The organism is Kitasatospora sp. NPDC087861 (genome assembly GCF_044742585.1).
Lineage (GTDB): Bacteria > Actinomycetota > Actinomycetes > Streptomycetales > Streptomycetaceae > Kitasatospora.
Genome location: NZ_JBIUUS010000009.1, coordinates 65,974 through 84,605, shown reverse-complemented (window position 1 = coordinate 84,605; position 18,632 = coordinate 65,974). Strand labels below are relative to the sequence as shown.

Sequence of the window (18,632 nt, the reverse complement as noted above, 5' to 3'; positions counted from 1 at the left end):
GGTCGGACCGTCGCGCCCCCTCCCCCGGTCGACCAGAGGTCAGCCCTGGACCCACTCCTGCTGCCGCGCCAGGTCCGCCTTCACCTCGGCGAGCTGGACCGCCACCGCCGACGGCGCGGTGCCGCCGCGCCCGTTGCGGGAGGCGATGGCGCCGTGCACGCTGAGCACCGACCGGACGTCGGGCGTCAGGTGCACCGAGATCGCGGCGAACTGCTCGTCCGTCAGGTCGGAAAGCTCGATGCCCTCGGCCTCGCAGACCTTGACGCAGGCGCCGGCCACCTCGTGCGCGACCCGGAACGGCACGCCCTGCTTGACCAGCCACTCGGCGATGTCGGTGGCGAGCGAGAAGCCCGCCGGGGCCAGCTCCTCCAGCCGCTCCCGGTGCACGGTGAGGGTGGCCATCATCCCGGTGAACGCGGGCAGCAGCACCTCCAGCGTGTCGCAGGAGTCGAAGACCGGCTCCTTGTCCTCCTGGAGGTCCCGGTTGTAGGCGAGGGGCAGGGCCTTGAGGGTGGCCAGCAGGCCGGTCAGGTTGCCGATCAGCCGGCCGGACTTGCCACGGGCGAGCTCGGCGATGTCCGGGTTCTTCTTCTGCGGCATGATCGAGGAACCGGTGGAGAAGGCGTCGTGCAGCGTGATGAAGCCGAACTCCTTGGTGTTCCAGATGATCACCTCCTCCGCGATCCGGGAGAGGTTGATGCCGATCATCGCGGTCACGAACGCGAACTCGGCGACGAAGTCGCGCGAGGCCGTGCCGTCGATGGAGTTGCCGACCGAGCCGCCCTCGAAGCCGAGGTCGGCGGCGACGGCCTGCGGGTCGAGGCCGAGCGAGGAGCCGGCCAGCGCCCCGGAGCCGTACGGGGAGACGGCGGTGCGGACGTCCCACTGGCGCAGCCGCTCGGCGTCCCGGCCGAGGGCCTGCACGTGCGCGAGGACGTGGTGGGCGAAGAGGACGGGCTGGGCGTGCTGGAGGTGGGTGCGGCCCGGCATCGCGGTGTCCGGGTGCGCCTCGGCGAGGCCGACCAGGGCGTGCTGGAGGTCGAGCACCAGGGCGCCGATGGTCTTCGCGTGGTCCCGCAGGTACATCCGGAACAGGGTGGCGATCTGGTCGTTGCGCGAGCGTCCGGCCCGCAGCTTGCCGCCGAGTTCGGCGCCGAGGCGCTCCAGCAGGCCGCGTTCCAGGGCGGTGTGCACGTCCTCGTCGGCGACGGTGCCGGTGAAGGTGCCCGCCTGGACGTCGGCGAGCAGGGCGTCGAGGCCGGCCAGCATCGCGGCGAGCTCGTCGTCGGACAGCAGGCCGGCCTTGTGCAGGACCCGGGCGTGGGCCTTGGAGCCGGCGATGTCGTACGGCGCGAGGCGCCAGTCGAAGTGGACCGAGGCGGAGAGCTTGGCCAGCGCCTCGGACGGGCCGTCGGCGAAGCGCGCGCCCCAGAGGCGGACGTCGGCGTTCTGATCGGCGGTCATCGCGTGGGCTCCTTGCAGTGGGCGGGAGTTGGGGAGGTCAGCGGGATCAGGCCAGGTCACGGCGGGCGGCGAGCTTCGAGGACATCCCGAAGATCTCGATGAAGCCCTTGGACATCGACTGGTCGAAGGTGTCGCCGGTGTCGTAGGTGGCGAGGTTGAAGTCGTACAGCGACTGGCCGGACTTGCGGCCGTTGACCACGGCCCGGCCGCCGTGCAGGACCATCCGGATCTCGCCGGACACGTGCTGGTTCGCCTCGTTCACGAAGCCGTCCAGCGCGCGCTTGAGCGGGGAGAACCAGAGGCCGTCGTAGACGAGTTCGGCCCAGCGCTGCTCCACCTGCCGCTTGTAGCGGGCGAGTTCGCGCTCGACGGTGACGTTCTCCAGGGCCTGGTGGGCGGTGATCAGGGCGATCGCGCCGGGGGCCTCGTAGATCTCCCGGGACTTGATGCCGACCAGCCGGTCCTCGACCATGTCCAGCCGGCCGACGCCCTGGGCACCGGCCCGCCGGTTGAGCTCCTCGATCGCCTGCAGGACGGTGACCTTGCGGCCGTCGACGGCGACCGGGACGCCGGCGTCGAAGGTGATGACCACCTCGTCGGCCTCGCGCGGGGCGGCCGGGTCCTGGGTGTACTCGTAGACGTCCTCGATCGGGGCGTTCCAGATGTCCTCCAGGAAGCCGGTCTCGACGGCCCGGCCGAAGACGTTCTGGTCGATCGAGTACGGGGACTTCTTGGTGGTGGCGATCGGCAGGCCCTTGGCCTCCGCGAAGGCGATCGCCCTGTCCCGGGTCATCGCGTAGTCGCGCACCGGGGCGATGCACTTCAGGCCGGGGGCCAGGGAGTTGATGCCGACCTCGAAGCGGACCTGGTCGTTGCCCTTGCCGGTGCAGCCGTGCGCGACGGTGGTGGCGCCGTGCTTGCGGGCGGCGGCGGCCAGGTGCTTGACGATGACCGGCCGGGAGAGCGCGGAGACCAGCGGGTACTGGCCCTGGTAGAGCGCGTTGGCCTTGACGGCCGGGAGGCAGTACTCGTCGGCGAACTCGTCGCGGGCGTCCGCGACCTCGGCCTCGACGGCGCCGCAGTCCAGCGCGCGCTGACGGATGACGTCCAGGTCCTCGCCGCCCTGGCCGACGTCGACGGCGACGGCGATGACCTCGGCACCGGTCTCCTCGGCGATCCAGCCGATGCAGACGGACGTGTCCAGACCGCCCGAGTAGGCGAGTACGACGCGCTCGGCCACGGCTTTCTCCTCACTGTGCTGTGTACAGGTCGTACAGGTTTGCGGCGATGGGCATAAGTATGCACTACTCCGTATGAAACACAAAACCCCGGCCGGTGGAATCCACCGGCCGGGGTCTGCGGGGTGCCGCGCTACTGCGCCTTGGCCTGGGCGAGTTGCATGAGGTGGTCGGCGAGCGCCTGACCGCCCGCCGGATCGCGGCTGATCAGCAGGACGGTGTCGTCGCCGGCGATGGTGCCGATGATCTCGAACACCTCGGCCTGGTCGATCGCCGAGGCGAGGAACTGCGCGGCCCCCGGCGGGGTGCGCAGCACCACCAGGTTGCCGGAGGCCGTCGCGGAGACCATCAGCTCGCCGGCCAGCCGGGCCATCCGGCCCTCGCTGGCCGACTCCCCCATCGGAGCGCGCGGCGTACGGTCGCCGCCCTCCGCCGGGACGGCGTAGATCAGCGCGCCGTCCCGGTTGCGGATCTTGACCGCGCCCAGCTCGTCCAGGTCCCGGGAGAGGGTCGCCTGGGTGACCACGAGTCCGTCGTCGGCGAGCAGCTTGGCGAGCTGGCTCTGCGAGCGCACGGGCTGGCGGGTGAGCAGGTCCACGATCCGCCGGTGCCGCGCGGTGCGGGTCTGCGGCACCTGCGGCGACGGGCTTGCGGCGGACGGGCCGGACTGGGAAGCGGTCATGTGATTATTCTCCCGGACGACGGTCAACTCGCATCGGCCGGGGCGCTCTCGCGCACCGCCTGCAGGACGCCCGGCAGCGCGGCGAGGAAGGCATCCGCCTCCTGCTCGGTCAGCACCAGCGGCGGGGCCAGTCGGACGGCGTCCGGGACGGCCGCGTTGACCAGGAAGCCCGCCTCCTGCGCGGCGGCCTGCACCTTCGCCGACACCGGCTCGGTGAGCACGATGCCGAGCAGCAGGCCGGCGCCGCGCACGTGCGAGACCAGCGGGTCGCCGATCGCCTCGACGCCGTGGCGCAGCCGCTCGCTCAGCTTGCGGACGTGCTCCAGCAGGCCCTCGGACTCGATGGTGTCCAGCACCGCGAGCCCGGCCGCCGCGGCCACCGGGTTGCCGCCGAAGGTGGTGCCGTGCTGGCCCGGGGTGAGCAGTTCGGCAGCCTCGCCGAAGGCCAGCACCGCGCCCATCGGCAGCCCGCCGCCGAGCGCCTTGGCGAGGGTGACGACGTCCGGCTCGACGCCCTCGACGGCCTGGTGGGCGAACCAGTACCCGGTGCGGCCGACGCCGGTCTGGATCTCGTCCAGGACCAGCAGGGTGCCCGTCGCCCGGGTGATCTCGCGGGCCGCCCGGAGGTAGCCCTCGGGCAGCGGGACGGCGCCGTTCTCGCCCTGGATCGGCTCCAGGAAGACCGCCGCGGTCTCGGTGGTGACGGCCGCGCGCAGCGCCTCGACGTCGCCGAACGGGACGTGCGTGACGTCGCCGGGCAGCGGGCGGAACGGCTCCTGCTTGGCGGGCTGGCCGGTGAGCGCGAGGGCGCCCATCGTCCGGCCGTGGAAGGCGCCCTGGAGGGCGACCAGGTGGGTGCGGCCGGTCCGGCGGCTGATCTTGAACGCGGCCTCGTTGGCCTCGGCGCCGGAGTTGCAGAAGAACACCCGGCCGCCCTCCCGGCCGTCCAGCGCCAGCAGCCGCTCGGCGAGGGCGATGGTCGGCTCGGCCATGAAGAGGTTGGAGACGTGACCGAGGGTGGCGATCTGCCGGCTGACCGCCTCGACGACCGCCGGGTGGGCGGTGCCGAGGGCGTTGACGGCGATGCCGCCGAGCAGGTCGGTGTACTCCTTGCCGTCGGCGTCCCAGAGCTTGGCGCCGGCGCCGCGCACCAGCGGGATCCGCGGGGTGCCGTAGTTGTCGGTGAAGGTGTGCTGCCACCGGCCGGTCAGTTGCTCGTTCGCGGTCATGCCAGTCCCCCGGTCACCATCGTCTCGTCGTCCGGCACGACCATCGTGCCGATGCCCTCGTCGGTGAAGATCTCCAGCAGCAGGCTGTGCTGCACCCGGCCGTCCAGGACGCGGGCGGTGCCCACCCCGGAGCGGACGGCGCGCAGGCAGCCCTCCATCTTGGGGAGCATGCCGCTGGCCAGGCCCGGCAGCAGCTCGTCCAGCTCGCTCGCGCTGAGCTGGCTGATCACGTCGTCGGAGTTCGGCCAGTCCTTGTAGAGGCCCTCGACGTCGGTCAGGACCACCAGCATCTCGGCGCCGAGCGAGACCGCCAGGGCGGCGGCGGCGGTGTCGGCGTTGATGTTGTAGACGTGGCCGTCGGCGCCGCGGGCGATCGAGGAGATGACCGGGATCCGGCCGTCGGCGATCAGCGCCTTCACCGCGCCGGCCTCGATGTTGACGATGTCGCCGACCAGGCCGATGTCGACCTGCTCGCCGTCCACCACCGCGTACCGCTTGACCGCCGTCATGGTGTGCGCGTCCTCGCCGGTCATGCCGACCGCGAACGGGCCGTGCCCGTTGAGCAGGCCGACCAGCTCGCGCTGCACCTGGCCGGCCAGCACCATCCGGACCACGTCCATGGTCTCGGGGGTGGTGACCCGCAGCCCGTTGGTGAAGTTGGACTCCAGGCCGAGCCGGTCCAGCTGGGCGCTGATCTGCGGGCCGCCGCCGTGCACCACGACGGGGTGCAGGCCGGCGTAGCGGAGGAAGACGACGTCCTGGGCGAAGGCCGCCTTGAGGCCCTCGTCCACCATGGCGTTGCCGCCGAACTTGATCACGACGGTCTTGCCGTGGAAGCGCTCCAGCCACGGCAGCGCCTCGATCAGCGTCATCGCCTTGGGCAACGCGGTGTTGTTCCGGGCCTGTTCGCCCTTGGGTGCGATCTTCACGGGTGTCCCTCGTCCGAACGGGTGTCGCGCGTCAGGTGCCGCGGATCAGGTGGAGTAGGCGCTGTTCTCGTGGACGTAGTCGGCGGTGAGGTCGTTGGTCCACAGCGAGGCGCTCGCCGTGCCGGCGTTGAGGTTCGCGGTGATGACGACCTCGCGGCCGCTCATGTCCACCAGGTCGCGGTCCTCGCCCACGCTGCCGCTCCGGCAGACCCAGACGCCGTTGATGGCCACGTCCAGCCGGTCCGGGTCGAAGGCGGCGTCGGTGGTGCCGATGGCGGCCAGCACCCGGCCCCAGTTGGGGTCCTCGCCGTGGATGGCGCACTTGAGCAGGTTGTTGCGGCTGATCGTCCGGGCGACGTCGACGGCCTCGCCCTCGGTGGCGGCGCCGGTGACGTCGATCCGGATCTCCTTGCCGGCGCCCTCGGCGTCGGCGATCAGCTGGCCGGCCAGGTCGGCGCTGACGGTGCGGACGGCCTCGGCGAACTCGGCCTGGTCCGGGGTGACGCCGGAGGCGGCCGAGGCGAGCAGCAGCACGGTGTCGTTGGTGGACATGCAGCCGTCGGAGTCGATCCGGTCGAAGGTGGTGCGGGTGGCGCCGCGCAGCGCGGCGTCCAGGGCGGCGCCGTCCAGGTCGGCGTCGGTGGTGATCACGACCAGCATGGTGGCCAGGCTCGGAGCGAGCATGCCCGCGCCCTTGGCCATGCCGCCGACCGTCCAGCCGGCCGGGCTGGTGACCTGGGCGGTCTTGTGCACGGTGTCGGTGGTCTTGATGGCGATCGCGGCGGCCTCGCCGCCGGTCGCGCTCAGCTCCTGGGCGGCCAGCGTGACGCCGGGCAGCAGGACGTGCATCGGGAGGCGCTCGCCGATCAGACCGGTGGAGGCGACGGCGACCTCGCCGGCGTTGAGCTTCAGCTCCTCGGCGACCTTCTCCGCGGTGGCGTGGGTGTCCTGGAAGCCGAGCGGGCCGGTGCAGGCATTGGCGCCACCGGAGTTGAGGATCACGGCGGAGACCTGGCCGCCCTTGAGGACCTGCTCGGACCAGAGGACCGGCGCGGCCTTGACCCGGTTGGCGGTGAAGACGCCGGCGGCGGCGAGCGCGGGGCCGTCGTTGACCACCAGGGCGAGGTCCGGGGTGCCGGAGGCCTTGATGCCGGCGGTGACGCCGGCGGCGCGGAAGCCCTTGGCGGCCGTCACCCCCACGTTCGTGCTGCTGCTCACGGTGCGACTCCGTTCACGGGAAGGCCCAGCTCCTCGGGCAGGCCCAGGGCGATGTTCATGCTCTGCACCGCGCCGCCCGCGGTGCCCTTCACCAGGTTGTCGATCGCGCTGATCGCGATGATCCGCCCGGCGGTGGCGTCCAGCGCGACCTGGACGAGGGCGGTGTTGGCGCCGTAGACGCTGCTGGTCTGCGGCCACTGCCCCTCGGGCAGCAGGTGGACGAACGGCTCGGCCGCGAACGCGTCGCGGTAGGCGGCGCGCAGGCTCGCGGCCGTCACCCCGGGCTTCGCCTTGGCGGAGCAGGTGGCGAGGATGCCGCGCGGCATCGGGACGAGGGTCGGCGTGAAGGAGACGGTGACCGGCTCGCCCGCGACCGGGGTGAGGTTCTGCACCATCTCCGGGGTGTGCCGGTGCACGCCGCCGACGCCGTACGGGCTGACGCTGCCCATGACCTCGCTGCCCAGCAGGTGGGTCTTGGCGGCCTTGCCCGCGCCGGAGGTGCCGGAGGCGGCGACCACGACGGCCTCCGGCTCGGCGAGCCCGGCCGCGTACGACGGGAACAGCGCCAGAGACACGGCCGTCGGGTAGCAGCCGGGTACGGCGATCCGGTTGCTGCCCTTCAACGCGGCCCGGTGGCCGGGCAGTTCGGGCAGGCCGTAGGGCCAGGTGCCGGCGTGCGCGGAGCCGTAGAACTGCTCCCAGTCGGTGGCGGCCCGGAGCCGGAAGTCGGCTCCGCAGTCGACCACCAGGACGTTGCCGCCGAGCGCCTCGGCGACGGCCGCGGACTGGCCGTGCGGCAGCGCCAGGAACACCACGTCGTGGTCGGCCAGCACCTCGGGGGTGGTGGGTTCGAGGACGCGGTCGGCGAGCGGGATCAGGTGCGGCTGGAGCGCGCCCAGCCGGGTGCCCGCGTTCGAGCCGCCGGTCAGCGCCCCGATCTCCACCTCCTGGTGGCCGAGCAGCAGGCGCAGCACCTCGCCGCCCGCGTATCCGCTCGCGCCGGCGACGGCGACTCGCAATGCCATGGCGTTCCTCCTTTGTCGTGGCATGAATATACGCAGCACGGAACATCCATGCAAGAAGCTCCTGCCGGGACCGCGGAGAACGCCCGAAAACCGCCCCTCGCCCGCCCGGCGGACCGGGCGGGCGCCGGACTACCGCTTGACCGCGCGCAGCACCACGAACTTGGGGTTCCCCGCCACCAGTTGGCAGTTGCCGAAGAGACGGCGCAGCTTGACGTGGTAACCGAGGTGGCGGTTTCCGACCACCCACAGCTCCCCACCCGGCTTCAGTGCCCGCCGGGAACCGGTGAACATCCGCCAGGCGGTGGCGTCCGTGGTGGCCTGATGCGAGTGGAACGGCGGATTGTTCAGGACGAGGTCCACCGAACCCGGGGCGATCACCTCCGCCGCGAGCGCGTCGGCGGTCAGGAACTCGGCCCGGGCGTCCGGGCCCAGGTTGGTGCGGAAGGTCTCCTCCGCCGAGGCCACCGCCTGGTGGGACTCGTCGACGAACACCAGCTCCGTACCCGGCCCGGCCAGCGCGGCGGCCGTACCGACCACGCCGTTGCCGCAGCCCAGGTCGACCACCCGGTCCCCGGGGGCGGGGGTCGGCAGGTGACCGAGGAAGAAGCGGGTGCCGATGTCGAGGCGCTCGGCGCAGAAGGTGCCGGCGTGGTTGACCACCGTGCGCCCGGAGACCGGGCCGACGTCCGGCGGCAGCGCGTAGCGGTGCGGCCACGGGCTGGGGCCGGGGTCCAGCGCCGGGTCCGGGGTGCAGAAGATCAGCCGGGCCTTGCGGGCGGCGAGCGAGGTACGGGTCGGGCCGAGGATCCGCTCGAAGAGCTGGAGGGTCGAGGTGTGGATCTCGGTGACCATGCCGGTGCCGATCACCACGGTGCCCGGGTGGACGGCGGGGGCGAGCCGGTGCAGCTGGTCCTCCAGCAGGGCCAGGCTCTTGGGGACGCGCACCAGCAGGACGTCGATCCGCTCCGGCGGGGTGTCCCGGGTGGTGCGCAGCCGGGCCGGGTCGGCGGGGGCGCCGGCCCGGGCCAGGTTGGCCAGGGTGGCCCGGCGGCCGAGGTGGGAGTCGACGATCTGGACCGGCTCGTGGGCGGCGAGCGCGGTGGTCAACGCGCCCCAGCGGTCGCCCAGGACGACGATCCGGCGGCCGGCGAGGTCCGTGGCGCCGTCGGCGCCGTCCGCCTCGCCCGCGAGGTGGCGCAGCAGGTACTCGTCGGCGGCGTCCCAGGCCCGCAGCCGCTCGCGCGGGTCCTCGGGGAAGCGGGTGAGGTCGAAGACGCCCCACGGCGTGCTGAACGGGGTCGCCGCGGCGGGCGTGATCTCGGGATTCATCGTGTTCTCAGGCTATCCGACACCCCGACGGGGAACCGTTTCGACGGATACTGAAAGAGCCCGGCCGAGAGGGGTGAGGGCGATGGACTGGAAGCTCGAGGTCTTGGTGGTCCCGGTGTCCGACGTGGACCGCGCGAAGCTGTTCTACGAGGAGCGGGCCGGCTTCACGGTCGACCACGACACCCGGCTGCGGGACGGGGTCCGGGTCGTCCAGCTGACTCCCCCGGGCTCGGCGTGCTCCATCGTGGTCGGCACCGGGGTGATCACGTCGCCGCCCGGATCGGTGAAGGGGCTGCAGCTGGTCGTGCCGGACATCGAGCGGGCCCACGACGAACTCGCGGCGCGGGGCGTCGAGGTCAGCCCGGTCCAGCACTTCGAGGCGGGGCTGCGGGTGAACGGGCACGGGGAGGCGTGGAACTCCTTCGTGTTCTTCAACGACCCGGACGGCAACGGCTGGGCGGTCCAGGAGGAGCCGCAGGCGGCTTAGCGCCCGGGTCGGCCCGGCCGGTCTCGGCCCGCGCTGGGTAGGCTCCAGGGATGGCTGAACACGAGGGAAGCGTGCGGGTGGACAGCTGGATCTGGTCGGTCCGGCTCGCCAGGACGCGGGCGCTGGCGGCCGCCGCCTGCCGGGCCGGGCACGTGCGGGTGAACGGCGAGCGGGTCAAGCCGGCCCAGGCGCTGCGCCCCGGGGACGAGGTGCGGGTGCGCGAGGAGGGCTACGAGCGGGTCGTCGTGGTGCGGAAGCTGATCCGCAAGCGGGTCGGCGCCACGGTGGCGGCGGAGTGCCTGATCGACAACAGCCCGCCGCGGCCGCCGCGCGAGGTCGTCGTGGCGGCCGGCGAGCGGGACCGGGGCGCGGGGCGTCCGACCAAGCGCGAACGGCGCGACCTCAACCACCTGCGCGGGCGCTGATCCCGTCAGGGCGTGGTGTCGCCGAGCACCTTGGCGAGGAAGGCGTCCAGGTTGCCGACCGTCCGGTCGATCTGCAGCTCCAGCGGCAGCGACTCGTCCGGCCTGGTGATCAAGGTGGACTTCTTCAGCCCGCGCACGTACAGCGAGCAGGCGAGGTCGGCGCAGATGTACGTGCCGACGGTGTTGCCCTCGCGCCCGGCCGCCCCGGCCCGGCGGCCGGCGAGCAGCGCGACGCCGGAGCCGGCGTGCGCGGTGATGCACAGTGAGCAGACGTTCGTCTTGGTGAGGCTGCGGCGGATCGTCGGCACCCGCAGCGTCACGCCGACCGGCTCGCCCGCGTACGGCGCCACCAGGTACGCCCGGTCGGGCGCGCCCTGGTCCCGCCAGCCGAGGAAGTCCAGGTTCTGCCAGGGAAGTTCGGCCAGGCCCCGGGGAAGGCTGAGCCGACGGGCCTCGCCCTTGGAGCAGTTGACGAAGGACGCGCGGATCTCGTTCTCGCTCAGGGGTTCCATGCCGCGGAAGCTAACACTCGCCCGGGCCCGGTGTCGCAGCAATTTCTCCCGATACGTCCCCGGGGCCGGGTGACGGGCTGTCAGTGCTCGACCCTAGAGTTCGGTGTGCGGGCCCGGTCCCGGCGTAGGAGGGAGGCGCCGGGACCGGTCCGCGGGTGGGGCTACTTCTTGAAGGCGACGCCCGCGTAGGCGGAGACGTCCTGCCAGCCCTCGGGGAGTTCGGTGGTCGGGACGTGGCCGGAGGTGGGGCGCCAGAGCGGGAGCTGGACCAGGCCGGGGCCGGCGAACTCGAAGTCGCCGAAGAAGGGTTCGACGTCGGCGCGCGGGCGCAGCACCAGGGGGGCGCTGGCGCTGCGGTAGATGCGGGTGCCTTCGGCGGCGCTCTCCCGGGAGGCGAAGTCGGGGCTGCCGTGGGAGAGGATCAGCGCGCTGCCGGGGGCGAGCGCGTCGCGCAGGGTGCGGACGATCTGCTGGGCACCGTCCTCGTCGCGGATGAAGTGCAGCACGGCGACCAGCATCAGCGCGACCGGCTCGGACAGGTCGACGGCGGCGCGCAGCCCCGGGTGGTCGAGGATCTCGGCCGGGTCGCGCAGGTCGGCCTCGATGACCGAGGTGTGCCCGGCGGGGTGACCGGCCAGCAGGGCGCGGGCGTGGGTGGCGACGATCGGGTCGTTGTCGACGTACACCACCCGGGCGTCCGGGGCGACCCGCTGGGCGACCTCGCTGGTGGAGCCGACGGCCGGGATGCCGGTGCCGATGTCGATGAACTGGCGGATACCCCGACCGGCGGCGAACTCGACCGCGTCGCCGAGGAACCGGCGGTTGGTGCGGGCCAGCAGCGGCAGCGCGGGGTAGGCGGCTATGGCGGCCTGGGCGGCCTTGCGGTCCGCCTCGAAGTTGTCCTTGCCGCCCAGGTAGTAGTCGTACATCCGGGCGGTGTGCGGGACGCCGGTGTCGAGCTCGCTCGGCGGCTGCCAGTCGTCCGCTCTGGCCCAGTCCCAGTCGGTGCCGGTGGCCTCGCCGACCGCCGCGGTGTCCTCGTGCATCCTGTTCCGCCCCCCAATGCAATGCTCACTGCCGGACATGGTCACCGCCGCGGCGGTCGGCGGGCCCGTCCGGTACGGCCGGTTGACCCGCCTCCGACCCCGCCATCGTTGCGTGGCGTACGGTGCGCCGTGATCGTATCCGACGACACGCCGGGGAAACAGCGGGAGTTCAGGTTTACGCAACACCCGGCCGGTGGAGTGTGTGCACGTCAACGGCGGTATCCGGACGCTCCCCGGATCGCCCCGGAGGTCCGCCCTCTCTATGCTGACTGCCGATGACTGCCGACCGCCGCACCGTACTGCGCACCGCCGCCCAGCTGGCCGCCCTGACCGCCGCCGGCGGGCTCCTGACGTCGTGCACCAGCGGCACCCCGCATCGGGCCGACACCGGAACGCTCGCCGTGCACCCGGGCACCGTCGACCCGCAGCACACCACCGACCCGGCCTGGAACGGCGGCGAGGGCCCGGCCTCCGCCGCGCCGAGCGCCCCGCCGGAGCCGCAGCCCACCGCGACCGAAACGGCCACCGCGGCCGCCACCCAGCCGCCGACGCCGCCCGTGCTGCCGCCGCTCGCCCCCGGCACCCCGGTCGAGGTGGTGAACGGGCCGCGCACCGGCAAGAACGTGGCACTCACCGTCCACGGCAGCGGTGATCCGAAGCTGGCCACCGCGCTGCTGGAGGCCGCCGAGCAGCGCGGTGCCAAGCTGACCGTGATGGCGGTCGGCAGCTGGCTCGACCAGCAGCCGCAGATGGCCCGCCGGATCCTGGACGCCGGCCACGAGCTGGGCAACCACACCCAGAACCACCTCAACATCTCCGCGATGAGCCCCGACCAGGCGCGCGCCGAGATCGCCCAGTGCGCCGACCGGCTGCAGCGGCTCACCGGCTCGATCGGCCGCTGGTTCCGCCCGTCCGCCACGCAGTACGCCAACCGGATGGTGCGCGAGCAGGCCAGGGCGGTCGGCTACGAGCACGTGCTCTCCTTCGACGTCGACCCGCGCGACTACAACGACCCGACGGCCGCCGAGCTGCAGCGCCGGGTGCTGGGCTCGGTGCGCGGCGGCTCGGTGGTCGCCCTGCACATGGGCCACCAGTGCACGGTGGACGCGCTGCCGGCCATCCTGGACGGCCTCGCCAAGGCGGGCCTGAAGCCGGTGACCGCCAGTCAGCTGTGCGCTTAGGAGCCCGCCACCCGGGCCCGTTCAGCCCATCGGGTCGTCCTCCTTGTACGGGCGGAGCCGCAGCGTCCGGGCGTCCGCCGTACGGATCTCCTCGGCCCGGTTGACCAGCTCCTCCAGGTCGTCCCGCTCGGCGTGGATGAACCGTCCGTGCAGGCCGTCGAAGCGGCCGCGGGCCACGTCCGCGGTGACCGCGACCATGTACGGGATGGAGCCCCAGGTCTTCTTGTCCTTGAACATCGGCATCCCGGCGGTCATGTCGGTGGCCACCGCGCCCGGGCTGATGTCGAGGATGACGACGCCGTGCTGGGCGAGCGAGTCCGCCATGTTGTCGGAGAGCTGCAGCAGCGCGCCCTTGGAGGTGGCGTACGCGGTGTAGTCCCCGTCCGGGCGCAGCGCGAAGCCGGAGTTGAGGTTGACCACCCGGCCGTGCCGCCGGGACACCATGCCGGGCAGGACGCAGCGCAGCAGGTTGTAGGGGCCGCGCAGGTTGGTCTCGATCACCTGCCACCACTGGTTGGCGTCGGTCTCCCAGAGCGGCACCTCGGCGCGGTCGACCAGGCCGGCGTTGTTGATCAGCAGGTCGACCGGGCCGAGGTCGCGTTCGACGAGCCGGACGGCCTCCCGGACCGAGCCCGGGCGGGTGACGTCGGCGGTGACGGCGACGCCCCGGGAGCCGTGCCGGACGCACTCCTTGAGGGTGTCGGTCAGCGTCTCGTGGGTACGGCCGACCAGGCCGACGGCCATGCCCTCGGCGGCCAGGCCGATGGCGATCTCCCGGCCGATGCCCCGGCCTGCGCCGGTGATCAGGGCGACCTGTCCTGTGAGCGATACCGTCGACACCACGTGCTCCCTTCCCGTCCCCGGCCCCCGTCTGCGGCATTCTCGCGGCCACCGGGCGGGCGCGGCCCCGGGCGCACGGGCGGCGGGCGCGGCCTCACCCGATCGGGCGATCGGAAGCGGTGGCACCCGCCCGGGGAGGGGGTGACCTACTGGCCGGTACGGAGTAGTAACGTCGTCGGGGCGGTGACCGGTGCACCCATACCGGTACCCCGGCCCGCAGACCAGCAGCTCGCTGGGCCACCAGTCGCTGGGCGACCCCCAGCACCACCGAAGGGCAACTGAGTGAGTGACATCGCGCGCGTCGGAGTGATCGGCTGCGGCCTGATGGGGTCGGGCATCGCGGAGGTCTTCGCCCGGGCGGGGCTGGACGTCCTGGTGGCGGAGGCCAGCGGTGAGGCGCTGGAGTTCGGCCGCACCCGGCTGACCAACTCCCTGGACACGGCGGTCAAGCGCGGCAAGCTGACCCCCGAGCAGCGGGACGAGGCGATGGCCCGGCTGACCTTCACCGTCGAGCTGTCCGACTTCGCCGACCGCGACCTGGTGGTCGAGGCGGTCGCCGAGCGCGAGGACGTCAAGGTCAAGATCTTCCAGACCCTGGACCAGGTGGTCGAGCGCCGCGACGCGATCCTCGCCTCCAACACCTCCTCGATCCCGATCGTGAAGCTGGCCGCCGCCACCTCCCGCCCCGAGCAGGTGATCGGCCTGCACTTCTTCAACCCCGCGCCGGTGCAGAAGCTGGTCGAGGTCATCCCGACCCTGACCACCTCGGCGGTCACCACCGAGCGGGTCGAGGCCTTCGCCTCGCAGGAACTCGGCAAGGAGCCGATCCGCGCCCGGGACCGGGCCGGCTTCGTGGTCAACGCGCTGCTGGTGCCCTACCTGCTGTCCGCGGTGCGGATGTTCGAATCGGGCGTGGCCACCGCCTCCGACATCGACAAGGGCATGGAGGCCGGCTGCGCCCACCCGATGGGCCCGCTGCGACTGTGCGACCTGATCGGCCTGGACACCATCGTCTCGATCGCCGAGTCGATGTACGACGAGTACAAGGAGCCGCTGTACGCCGCTCCCCCGCTGCTCTCCCGGATGGTCGACGCGGGCCTGCTGGGCCGCAAGTCCGGCCGCGGCTTCTACGACTACACCGCGAGCGCCTGACCTGCACGAACGCACGTCAGTTAGCTGGCGCCCAGTCAGCACAATGCGGTGCGGCCGAGACCTCGAAGGTCTCGGCCGCGCCGTTTGATCTTGCCCTGGAAGGCCCCCGTAGAGCCTACGGAGAGATCCACTTCTCAGGCACCGAACCAGGCATCAACGGCTACTCGCCCTCGTGGGCCCTGCTCCGGCATGAAGTGCGCGTACGTCTTGAACCTCACGTCCGGCGAGGCATGCCCCATCCAGTGGGACACCGACACCACGTCTACTCCAGCGCGCAGTTGGACGCTCGCGTACGTGTGCCTGCACCGATGGAACATGAGCTCCCGGAAGGCTCCCACCCGCTGCCCTCGGCCGCCAGGTCCTTCGGCGCGATCAGCCCCGCTTCGGCCAACGCGGGCTTCCAAGCCTTGGGGTTGAACCTGTTCGGGTTGATCGGGTTGTAGAACCAGGTCGTCATCAGCAGCTTGACCGTGGCCGTGGGCCGGTTGCCGTTGCCGACGATCGGCGCAGCGAGGCTGCTGGTGAGGGTGTCGGCCAGGTCCTGTCGGGCGCTCGCCAGCGCGGCCATGACGGGGGCGGAGAGGGTGATGCCGACGGCGCCGAGTAGGCCGCGGAGTATCGCGTGGCGTGCGGGCGGCGCGGGTCCGAGGGTGGGTTCTGTGTCAGCCTGCTGGGCAGTTCCAGGTGCAGCGTCGGAGTCGGCGTTGAAGGGGGTGTAGTCGGCGCCGTAGCCGAGCCGGTCGGGCCGGGTCTGGTAGAGCCGACACAGGCCGTCGAGGCGTGGGTCGCTGGGTCGGCTGGCGCCGTGCTCCCAGGACGACAGCTGCTGCACCGTGACCCGGTGGCCGACCTCGGCGAACATGGTCACGGTTTCCTGCAGCGTCCAGCCCCGAGCAAGGCGCGCGGCCTGCAGAAGGGACACCCCGCACTGTTCAGCGATCGCCTGAACGAGTTGCCAGGGGGCCCAGCCAGCGACGCTGGACTGGGCAACCAGGCGAGCGGCGGCCTGCCGGGTGGTGGCGCGGGGCATCAGCGGCTCCGAGTCCGACACGGTGGGGGATATGACACCACGTTAGGTCATCCTGTAGGCGGCGCGGAGAGAGTTCATCACGCCGCTAGGAGATCGCGCGCGTTCTTCACCACGGCATGGTGATCGCGGTCACCGTTCACGGTGACGCCGCCATTGTCGGATCTCTGGCGGTGGCCCGATCCTCTCGGCATGGTCACCCCACCGACGCCGGTTCGCACGCTGGCCGAGTTCCGGCCGGCCCGCGGCACCCCTCGCCGTATCAGCGTCACCAGCGAGCAACTGCACGGCCGGGCATGCATCACCAGCAACGCGTGCTCTGACACGACGCTCGTAGCAGTTGGCCACGTCTACACCGACGCTGGCCCAGGCCGCGCTCCGCTCGGCTGGCCGGTCGTCGCCCATCTCCAGTGCGTGGAGGAGAGGACATGTTGATCGATGAGCTCACAGTCGCGGTGGACGGCCACTTGGAGCCGGTCACCGCGCCGGCGCTGCAGGCGCTGGACATCCTGTGGCAGACGCTGCGCGAGCTGCCGATCGGCGAGTACCAGCTGCGGGCGATGGAGCGGCTGGTGGGCAGCGGCGACACGCGCGACTTGGAGCGCTGGATGCACGGCGACGAGGCCACCGACTGGACGCTCGCCCTCGAAGGGGATGCCGTCGCTGTCGCGCGGGTGTCGTACGGCGACCGCCTGACCTGTCGGCAGCGCGTCGCCGCCCGCTACCGCCCGGAGCTGGTGGAACGCCCAGCTGGCCACCCCGACCAGTGGGTCGCCCTGGATCTGGTGACCGGCTACCCGGCTACCGAGCGGCCTACAAGTAGACCCGCCTCGGGACAGATCCGACCGTCCGCACGGCGGTCGTCGAACACTGCCCTGTTCTCGTTTCCTCCCAGCCTGACGACAACACCGGGTCCGGGAGGTAGCACCACTCGATATCACCGAGAGGAGCGTCATCATGATCAGCTCGCCGGGTCCGCTCGTGAGCACGACGACGTTCGGCTCTGTCGTGTCCACTGTGCTCGCCAACAACGAGGGCATGACGGTCGAGATGGCGGAGCGCATCGTTCGCGAGGCGCTCGCGTTCGTCGTCACCGGCGCCCGGCGCCCCCACCTGGCCATGGCGCCGAGTCGCATCGTGGACGAGGGCTGGCACGCACTCATCGTCCACACCGAGGTCTACTCCGAGTTGTGCGCCCGTGAGGGCGTGTTCGTCCACCACAGTCCCGGCTTCGACCCGGACAACTTCGACCCAAACATCCTGGAGCAGACCCAGGACGCCATTCGGGCCGCCGGGTTCGAGGTCGACCCGGAGCTGTGGCGGGCGCCCACGGACGACTCCCTCGTATCCGTCGCGGCGAACTGCCAGCACGCGCCGCGCTGCAAGATCCGGCCCATGCCGAAACCGGAGAAGCCCTGCAACAAGCCGGCCGTTGCCTGACGGACGCGTACGCTGCCGGACAGTCGACAGGAGGTTCTCCCATGGGTGAGTACATCAACCCGCGCTACGCGCACGTTGTCGAGTGGTACCGGCAGCAGCAGGTGAATCCCGACCCGGAACAGGCGCTCGGCCGGCCAGTCTTCCGGGCTGACGACGAGCCTGTACCTCCTCGTCTCGGGTTCCTCATGGAACCGGTCCCGAGCGAGTAGCACACCCCTGGCCGGCCGTACGGCGGCACGGCCGGCCATGGCCTGCCGCCGCTCCCCCGCTGCTCTCCCGGATGGTCGACGCGGGCCTGCTGGGCCGCAAGTCCGGCCGCGGCTTCTACGACTACACCGCGAGCGCCTGAGCACCGGCCGGCGGACGGCGACGGGGCCCGGGAGCATGCCGCTCCCGGGCCCAGGCCTACGTCACGTCAGCTGTTGATGGCGTAACTGTCGCCGTAGACCTTCCACTTGAGCGGCGGGTTGAGGTCGAAGTTCTTCGCGTTGAGGAAGACCGACTGCTCGGTGTCGACCCGGCTGGTGTCGGAGTGCGCCTCCTCCTTCTTCATGACCACCTTGCGGGCGTCCAGGAAGGCCTTGAGGTAGGTGGCCTCGTCGCCGCCCTGGGCGGGGGTCTTGGCCTTCTTCATGGCGGCGGCGCGGATGCCGCCGAAGCTGTCCGAGCTGTTGCCGGGGCCGTGCATGACGATGGCGTCGTAGTAGGCGAACTGGCCGAGCGCGCGCAGGCCGTCCGACTTGGCCTGGTTGACGGAGGGGTTGAAGTACACCCGGTCGCGCTCGTCGTCCTGGGCCTTCTGGAAGACGGTGTCCTTGGCGGCGGTGGCCCAGTCCTTGACGAAGGGGGTGCCGAGGCCGGAGTGCGAGGCGCTGCCGTTGACCTTCTTCAGGGCCGGCAGGTACTTGGCGAGGATGTTGCCGGGCTTGAGGTCCGTGTAGTGCTGGACGAGGTCGAGCATGTCACCGGTGCCGGAACAGAAGCCGATGATGCCGGCGGTGTAGCCGCGCCCGTCGCCGATGTCCTCGATGTACTTGTACTGGGCCTTCCAGTCCAGCGAGGAGTTCTCCGCGCTGGACACCAGCTGCATCGCGATGTCCTTCTTGTGCGGGTCGTCCAGCCCGACTCCCTTGAGCTGGACGGATGCCGCGGCCGCCGGGGCGGCGGCGGCCGCGCCGGCGGCCGCGACCGTGGCGGGTGCGGCCACCAGGGCGGCGGCGAGGGCTATGCGCAGGGCACGGTGGTACTGGGGACGCATACGATGCTCCGTTTCCTCGGGCGGTTAGGAAACTTTCCTAACGGGAAATTAGCGCCTCGGACCCCCGCCTCCGCAAGGGTTTTGACAGAACCTCTTCAAATTTCTTCGCTACCGGACGAAGGGCCCGGAGGCGGCCGCCACGGCAAGGAC

General features: G+C 71.9%; 19 protein-coding genes and 1 pseudogene. 7 read left to right on the top strand and 13 right to left on the bottom strand.

The features are described 5' to 3' along the window. Nucleotides 1-39: 39 nt before the first annotated feature. The 8 genes from argH to ACIOJE_RS15275 all read right to left on the bottom strand — a co-directional run bounded on the left by argH (nucleotide 40) and on the right by ACIOJE_RS15275 (nucleotide 9,114). Nucleotides 40-1,464: an argininosuccinate lyase gene (gene argH, locus ACIOJE_RS15310; protein ID WP_400776529.1), complete on the bottom strand. Its 1,425-nt coding sequence runs from the start codon at nucleotides 1,462-1,464 to the stop codon at nucleotides 40-42. A 46-nt stretch (nucleotides 1,465-1,510) separates the two neighbouring features. Further along, complete coding sequence (locus tag ACIOJE_RS15305; RefSeq protein ID WP_400776526.1) at nucleotides 1,511-2,704, bottom strand: argininosuccinate synthase; 1,194 nt, start codon at nucleotides 2,702-2,704, stop codon at nucleotides 1,511-1,513. 131 nt (nucleotides 2,705-2,835) lie between these two features. After that, nucleotides 2,836-3,384 (bottom strand): arginine repressor, encoded by a 549-nt coding sequence (locus ACIOJE_RS15300; protein ID WP_280681647.1) that lies wholly within the window; start codon nucleotides 3,382-3,384, stop codon nucleotides 2,836-2,838. A gap of 23 nt (nucleotides 3,385-3,407) precedes the next feature. Then, on the bottom strand, nucleotides 3,408-4,613 hold the full coding sequence (locus ACIOJE_RS15295; RefSeq protein WP_280681649.1) for an acetylornithine transaminase: 1,206 nt from the start codon (nucleotides 4,611-4,613) through the stop codon (nucleotides 3,408-3,410). Beyond that, entirely contained in the window at nucleotides 4,610-5,485 is an 876-nt protein-coding gene (gene argB / locus ACIOJE_RS15290) for an acetylglutamate kinase (RefSeq protein WP_280681871.1), read from the bottom strand. Before argB ends, ACIOJE_RS15295 begins: the two co-directional genes overlap by 4 nt. A gap of 102 nt (nucleotides 5,486-5,587) precedes the next feature. Then, nucleotides 5,588-6,742, bottom strand: coding sequence for a bifunctional glutamate N-acetyltransferase/amino-acid acetyltransferase ArgJ (gene argJ, locus ACIOJE_RS15285; protein ID WP_400776746.1), 1,155 nt, complete (start codon nucleotides 6,740-6,742; stop codon nucleotides 5,588-5,590). Between the two features lie 14 nt (nucleotides 6,743-6,756). Further along, nucleotides 6,757-7,785: an N-acetyl-gamma-glutamyl-phosphate reductase gene (argC, locus tag ACIOJE_RS15280; protein WP_400776521.1), complete on the bottom strand. Its 1,029-nt coding sequence runs from the start codon at nucleotides 7,783-7,785 to the stop codon at nucleotides 6,757-6,759. A gap of 129 nt (nucleotides 7,786-7,914) precedes the next feature. After that, complete coding sequence (locus ACIOJE_RS15275) at nucleotides 7,915-9,114, bottom strand: methyltransferase (protein WP_400776519.1); 1,200 nt, start codon at nucleotides 9,112-9,114, stop codon at nucleotides 7,915-7,917. An 82-nt stretch (nucleotides 9,115-9,196) separates the two neighbouring features. Between ACIOJE_RS15275 and ACIOJE_RS15270 the strand changes: the two genes are divergently transcribed. Beyond that, complete coding sequence (locus ACIOJE_RS15270; protein ID WP_280681655.1) at nucleotides 9,197-9,601, top strand: VOC family protein; 405 nt, start codon at nucleotides 9,197-9,199, stop codon at nucleotides 9,599-9,601. 50 nt (nucleotides 9,602-9,651) lie between these two features. Continuing rightward, complete coding sequence (locus ACIOJE_RS15265; RefSeq protein WP_280681657.1) at nucleotides 9,652-10,026, top strand: RNA-binding S4 domain-containing protein; 375 nt, start codon at nucleotides 9,652-9,654, stop codon at nucleotides 10,024-10,026. Between the two features lie 5 nt (nucleotides 10,027-10,031). Here the strand turns inward: ACIOJE_RS15265 and ACIOJE_RS15260 are convergent, their stop codons facing one another. Both ACIOJE_RS15260 and ACIOJE_RS15255 read right to left on the bottom strand, forming a co-directional pair. After that, nucleotides 10,032-10,538: an FBP domain-containing protein gene (locus tag ACIOJE_RS15260; protein WP_280681659.1), complete on the bottom strand. Its 507-nt coding sequence runs from the start codon at nucleotides 10,536-10,538 to the stop codon at nucleotides 10,032-10,034. Between the two features lie 161 nt (nucleotides 10,539-10,699). Then, nucleotides 10,700-11,584 carry an SAM-dependent methyltransferase gene (locus ACIOJE_RS15255; protein WP_280681661.1) on the bottom strand — a complete coding sequence of 295 codons (885 nt, stop codon included), beginning with the start codon at nucleotides 11,582-11,584 and terminating at the stop codon, nucleotides 10,700-10,702. 275 nt (nucleotides 11,585-11,859) lie between these two features. Between ACIOJE_RS15255 and ACIOJE_RS15250 the strand changes: the two genes are divergently transcribed. Further along, on the top strand, nucleotides 11,860-12,765 hold the full coding sequence (locus ACIOJE_RS15250; protein WP_280681663.1) for a polysaccharide deacetylase family protein: 906 nt from the start codon (nucleotides 11,860-11,862) through the stop codon (nucleotides 12,763-12,765). Between the two features lie 21 nt (nucleotides 12,766-12,786). On the opposite strand, the gene ACIOJE_RS15245 is transcribed toward ACIOJE_RS15250, so the two are convergent. Then, nucleotides 12,787-13,605, bottom strand: coding sequence for an SDR family oxidoreductase (locus ACIOJE_RS15245; protein WP_280681665.1), 819 nt, complete (start codon nucleotides 13,603-13,605; stop codon nucleotides 12,787-12,789). Nucleotides 13,606-13,887: 282 nt separating this feature from the next. Here ACIOJE_RS15245 and ACIOJE_RS15240 point away from each other — a divergent pair, with 282 nt between their 5' ends. Further along, entirely contained in the window at nucleotides 13,888-14,757 is an 870-nt protein-coding gene (locus tag ACIOJE_RS15240; RefSeq protein WP_280681667.1) for a 3-hydroxybutyryl-CoA dehydrogenase, read from the top strand. A 262-nt stretch (nucleotides 14,758-15,019) separates the two neighbouring features. Here the strand turns inward: ACIOJE_RS15240 and ACIOJE_RS15235 are convergent, their stop codons facing one another. Beyond that, nucleotides 15,020-15,787, bottom strand: a complete 768-nt coding sequence (locus ACIOJE_RS15235; protein ID WP_400776516.1) for a helix-turn-helix domain-containing protein — start codon at nucleotides 15,785-15,787, stop codon at nucleotides 15,020-15,022. A 954-nt stretch (nucleotides 15,788-16,741) separates the two neighbouring features. Between ACIOJE_RS15235 and ACIOJE_RS15230 the strand changes: the two genes are divergently transcribed. The 3 genes and pseudogenes from ACIOJE_RS15230 to ACIOJE_RS15220 all read left to right on the top strand — a co-directional run. After that, the gene (locus ACIOJE_RS15230) at nucleotides 16,742-17,224 is read left to right on the top strand and encodes a hypothetical protein (RefSeq protein WP_400776514.1); all 483 of its coding nucleotides are present in this window, start codon (nucleotides 16,742-16,744) and stop codon (nucleotides 17,222-17,224) included. A gap of 41 nt (nucleotides 17,225-17,265) precedes the next feature. Then, nucleotides 17,266-17,433 carry a hypothetical protein gene (locus ACIOJE_RS15225; protein WP_400776511.1) on the top strand — a complete coding sequence of 56 codons (168 nt, stop codon included), beginning with the start codon at nucleotides 17,266-17,268 and terminating at the stop codon, nucleotides 17,431-17,433. Between the two features lie 41 nt (nucleotides 17,434-17,474). Next, a pseudogene (locus tag ACIOJE_RS15220) lies at nucleotides 17,475-17,573 on the top strand (3-hydroxyacyl-CoA dehydrogenase family protein); the annotation flags it as partial. 66 nt (nucleotides 17,574-17,639) lie between these two features. Here ACIOJE_RS15220 and ACIOJE_RS15215 read toward each other — a convergent pair. Further along, on the bottom strand, nucleotides 17,640-18,482 hold the full coding sequence (locus ACIOJE_RS15215) for a chitosanase (RefSeq protein WP_280681682.1): 843 nt from the start codon (nucleotides 18,480-18,482) through the stop codon (nucleotides 17,640-17,642). Nucleotides 18,483-18,632: the final 150 nt, after the last annotated feature.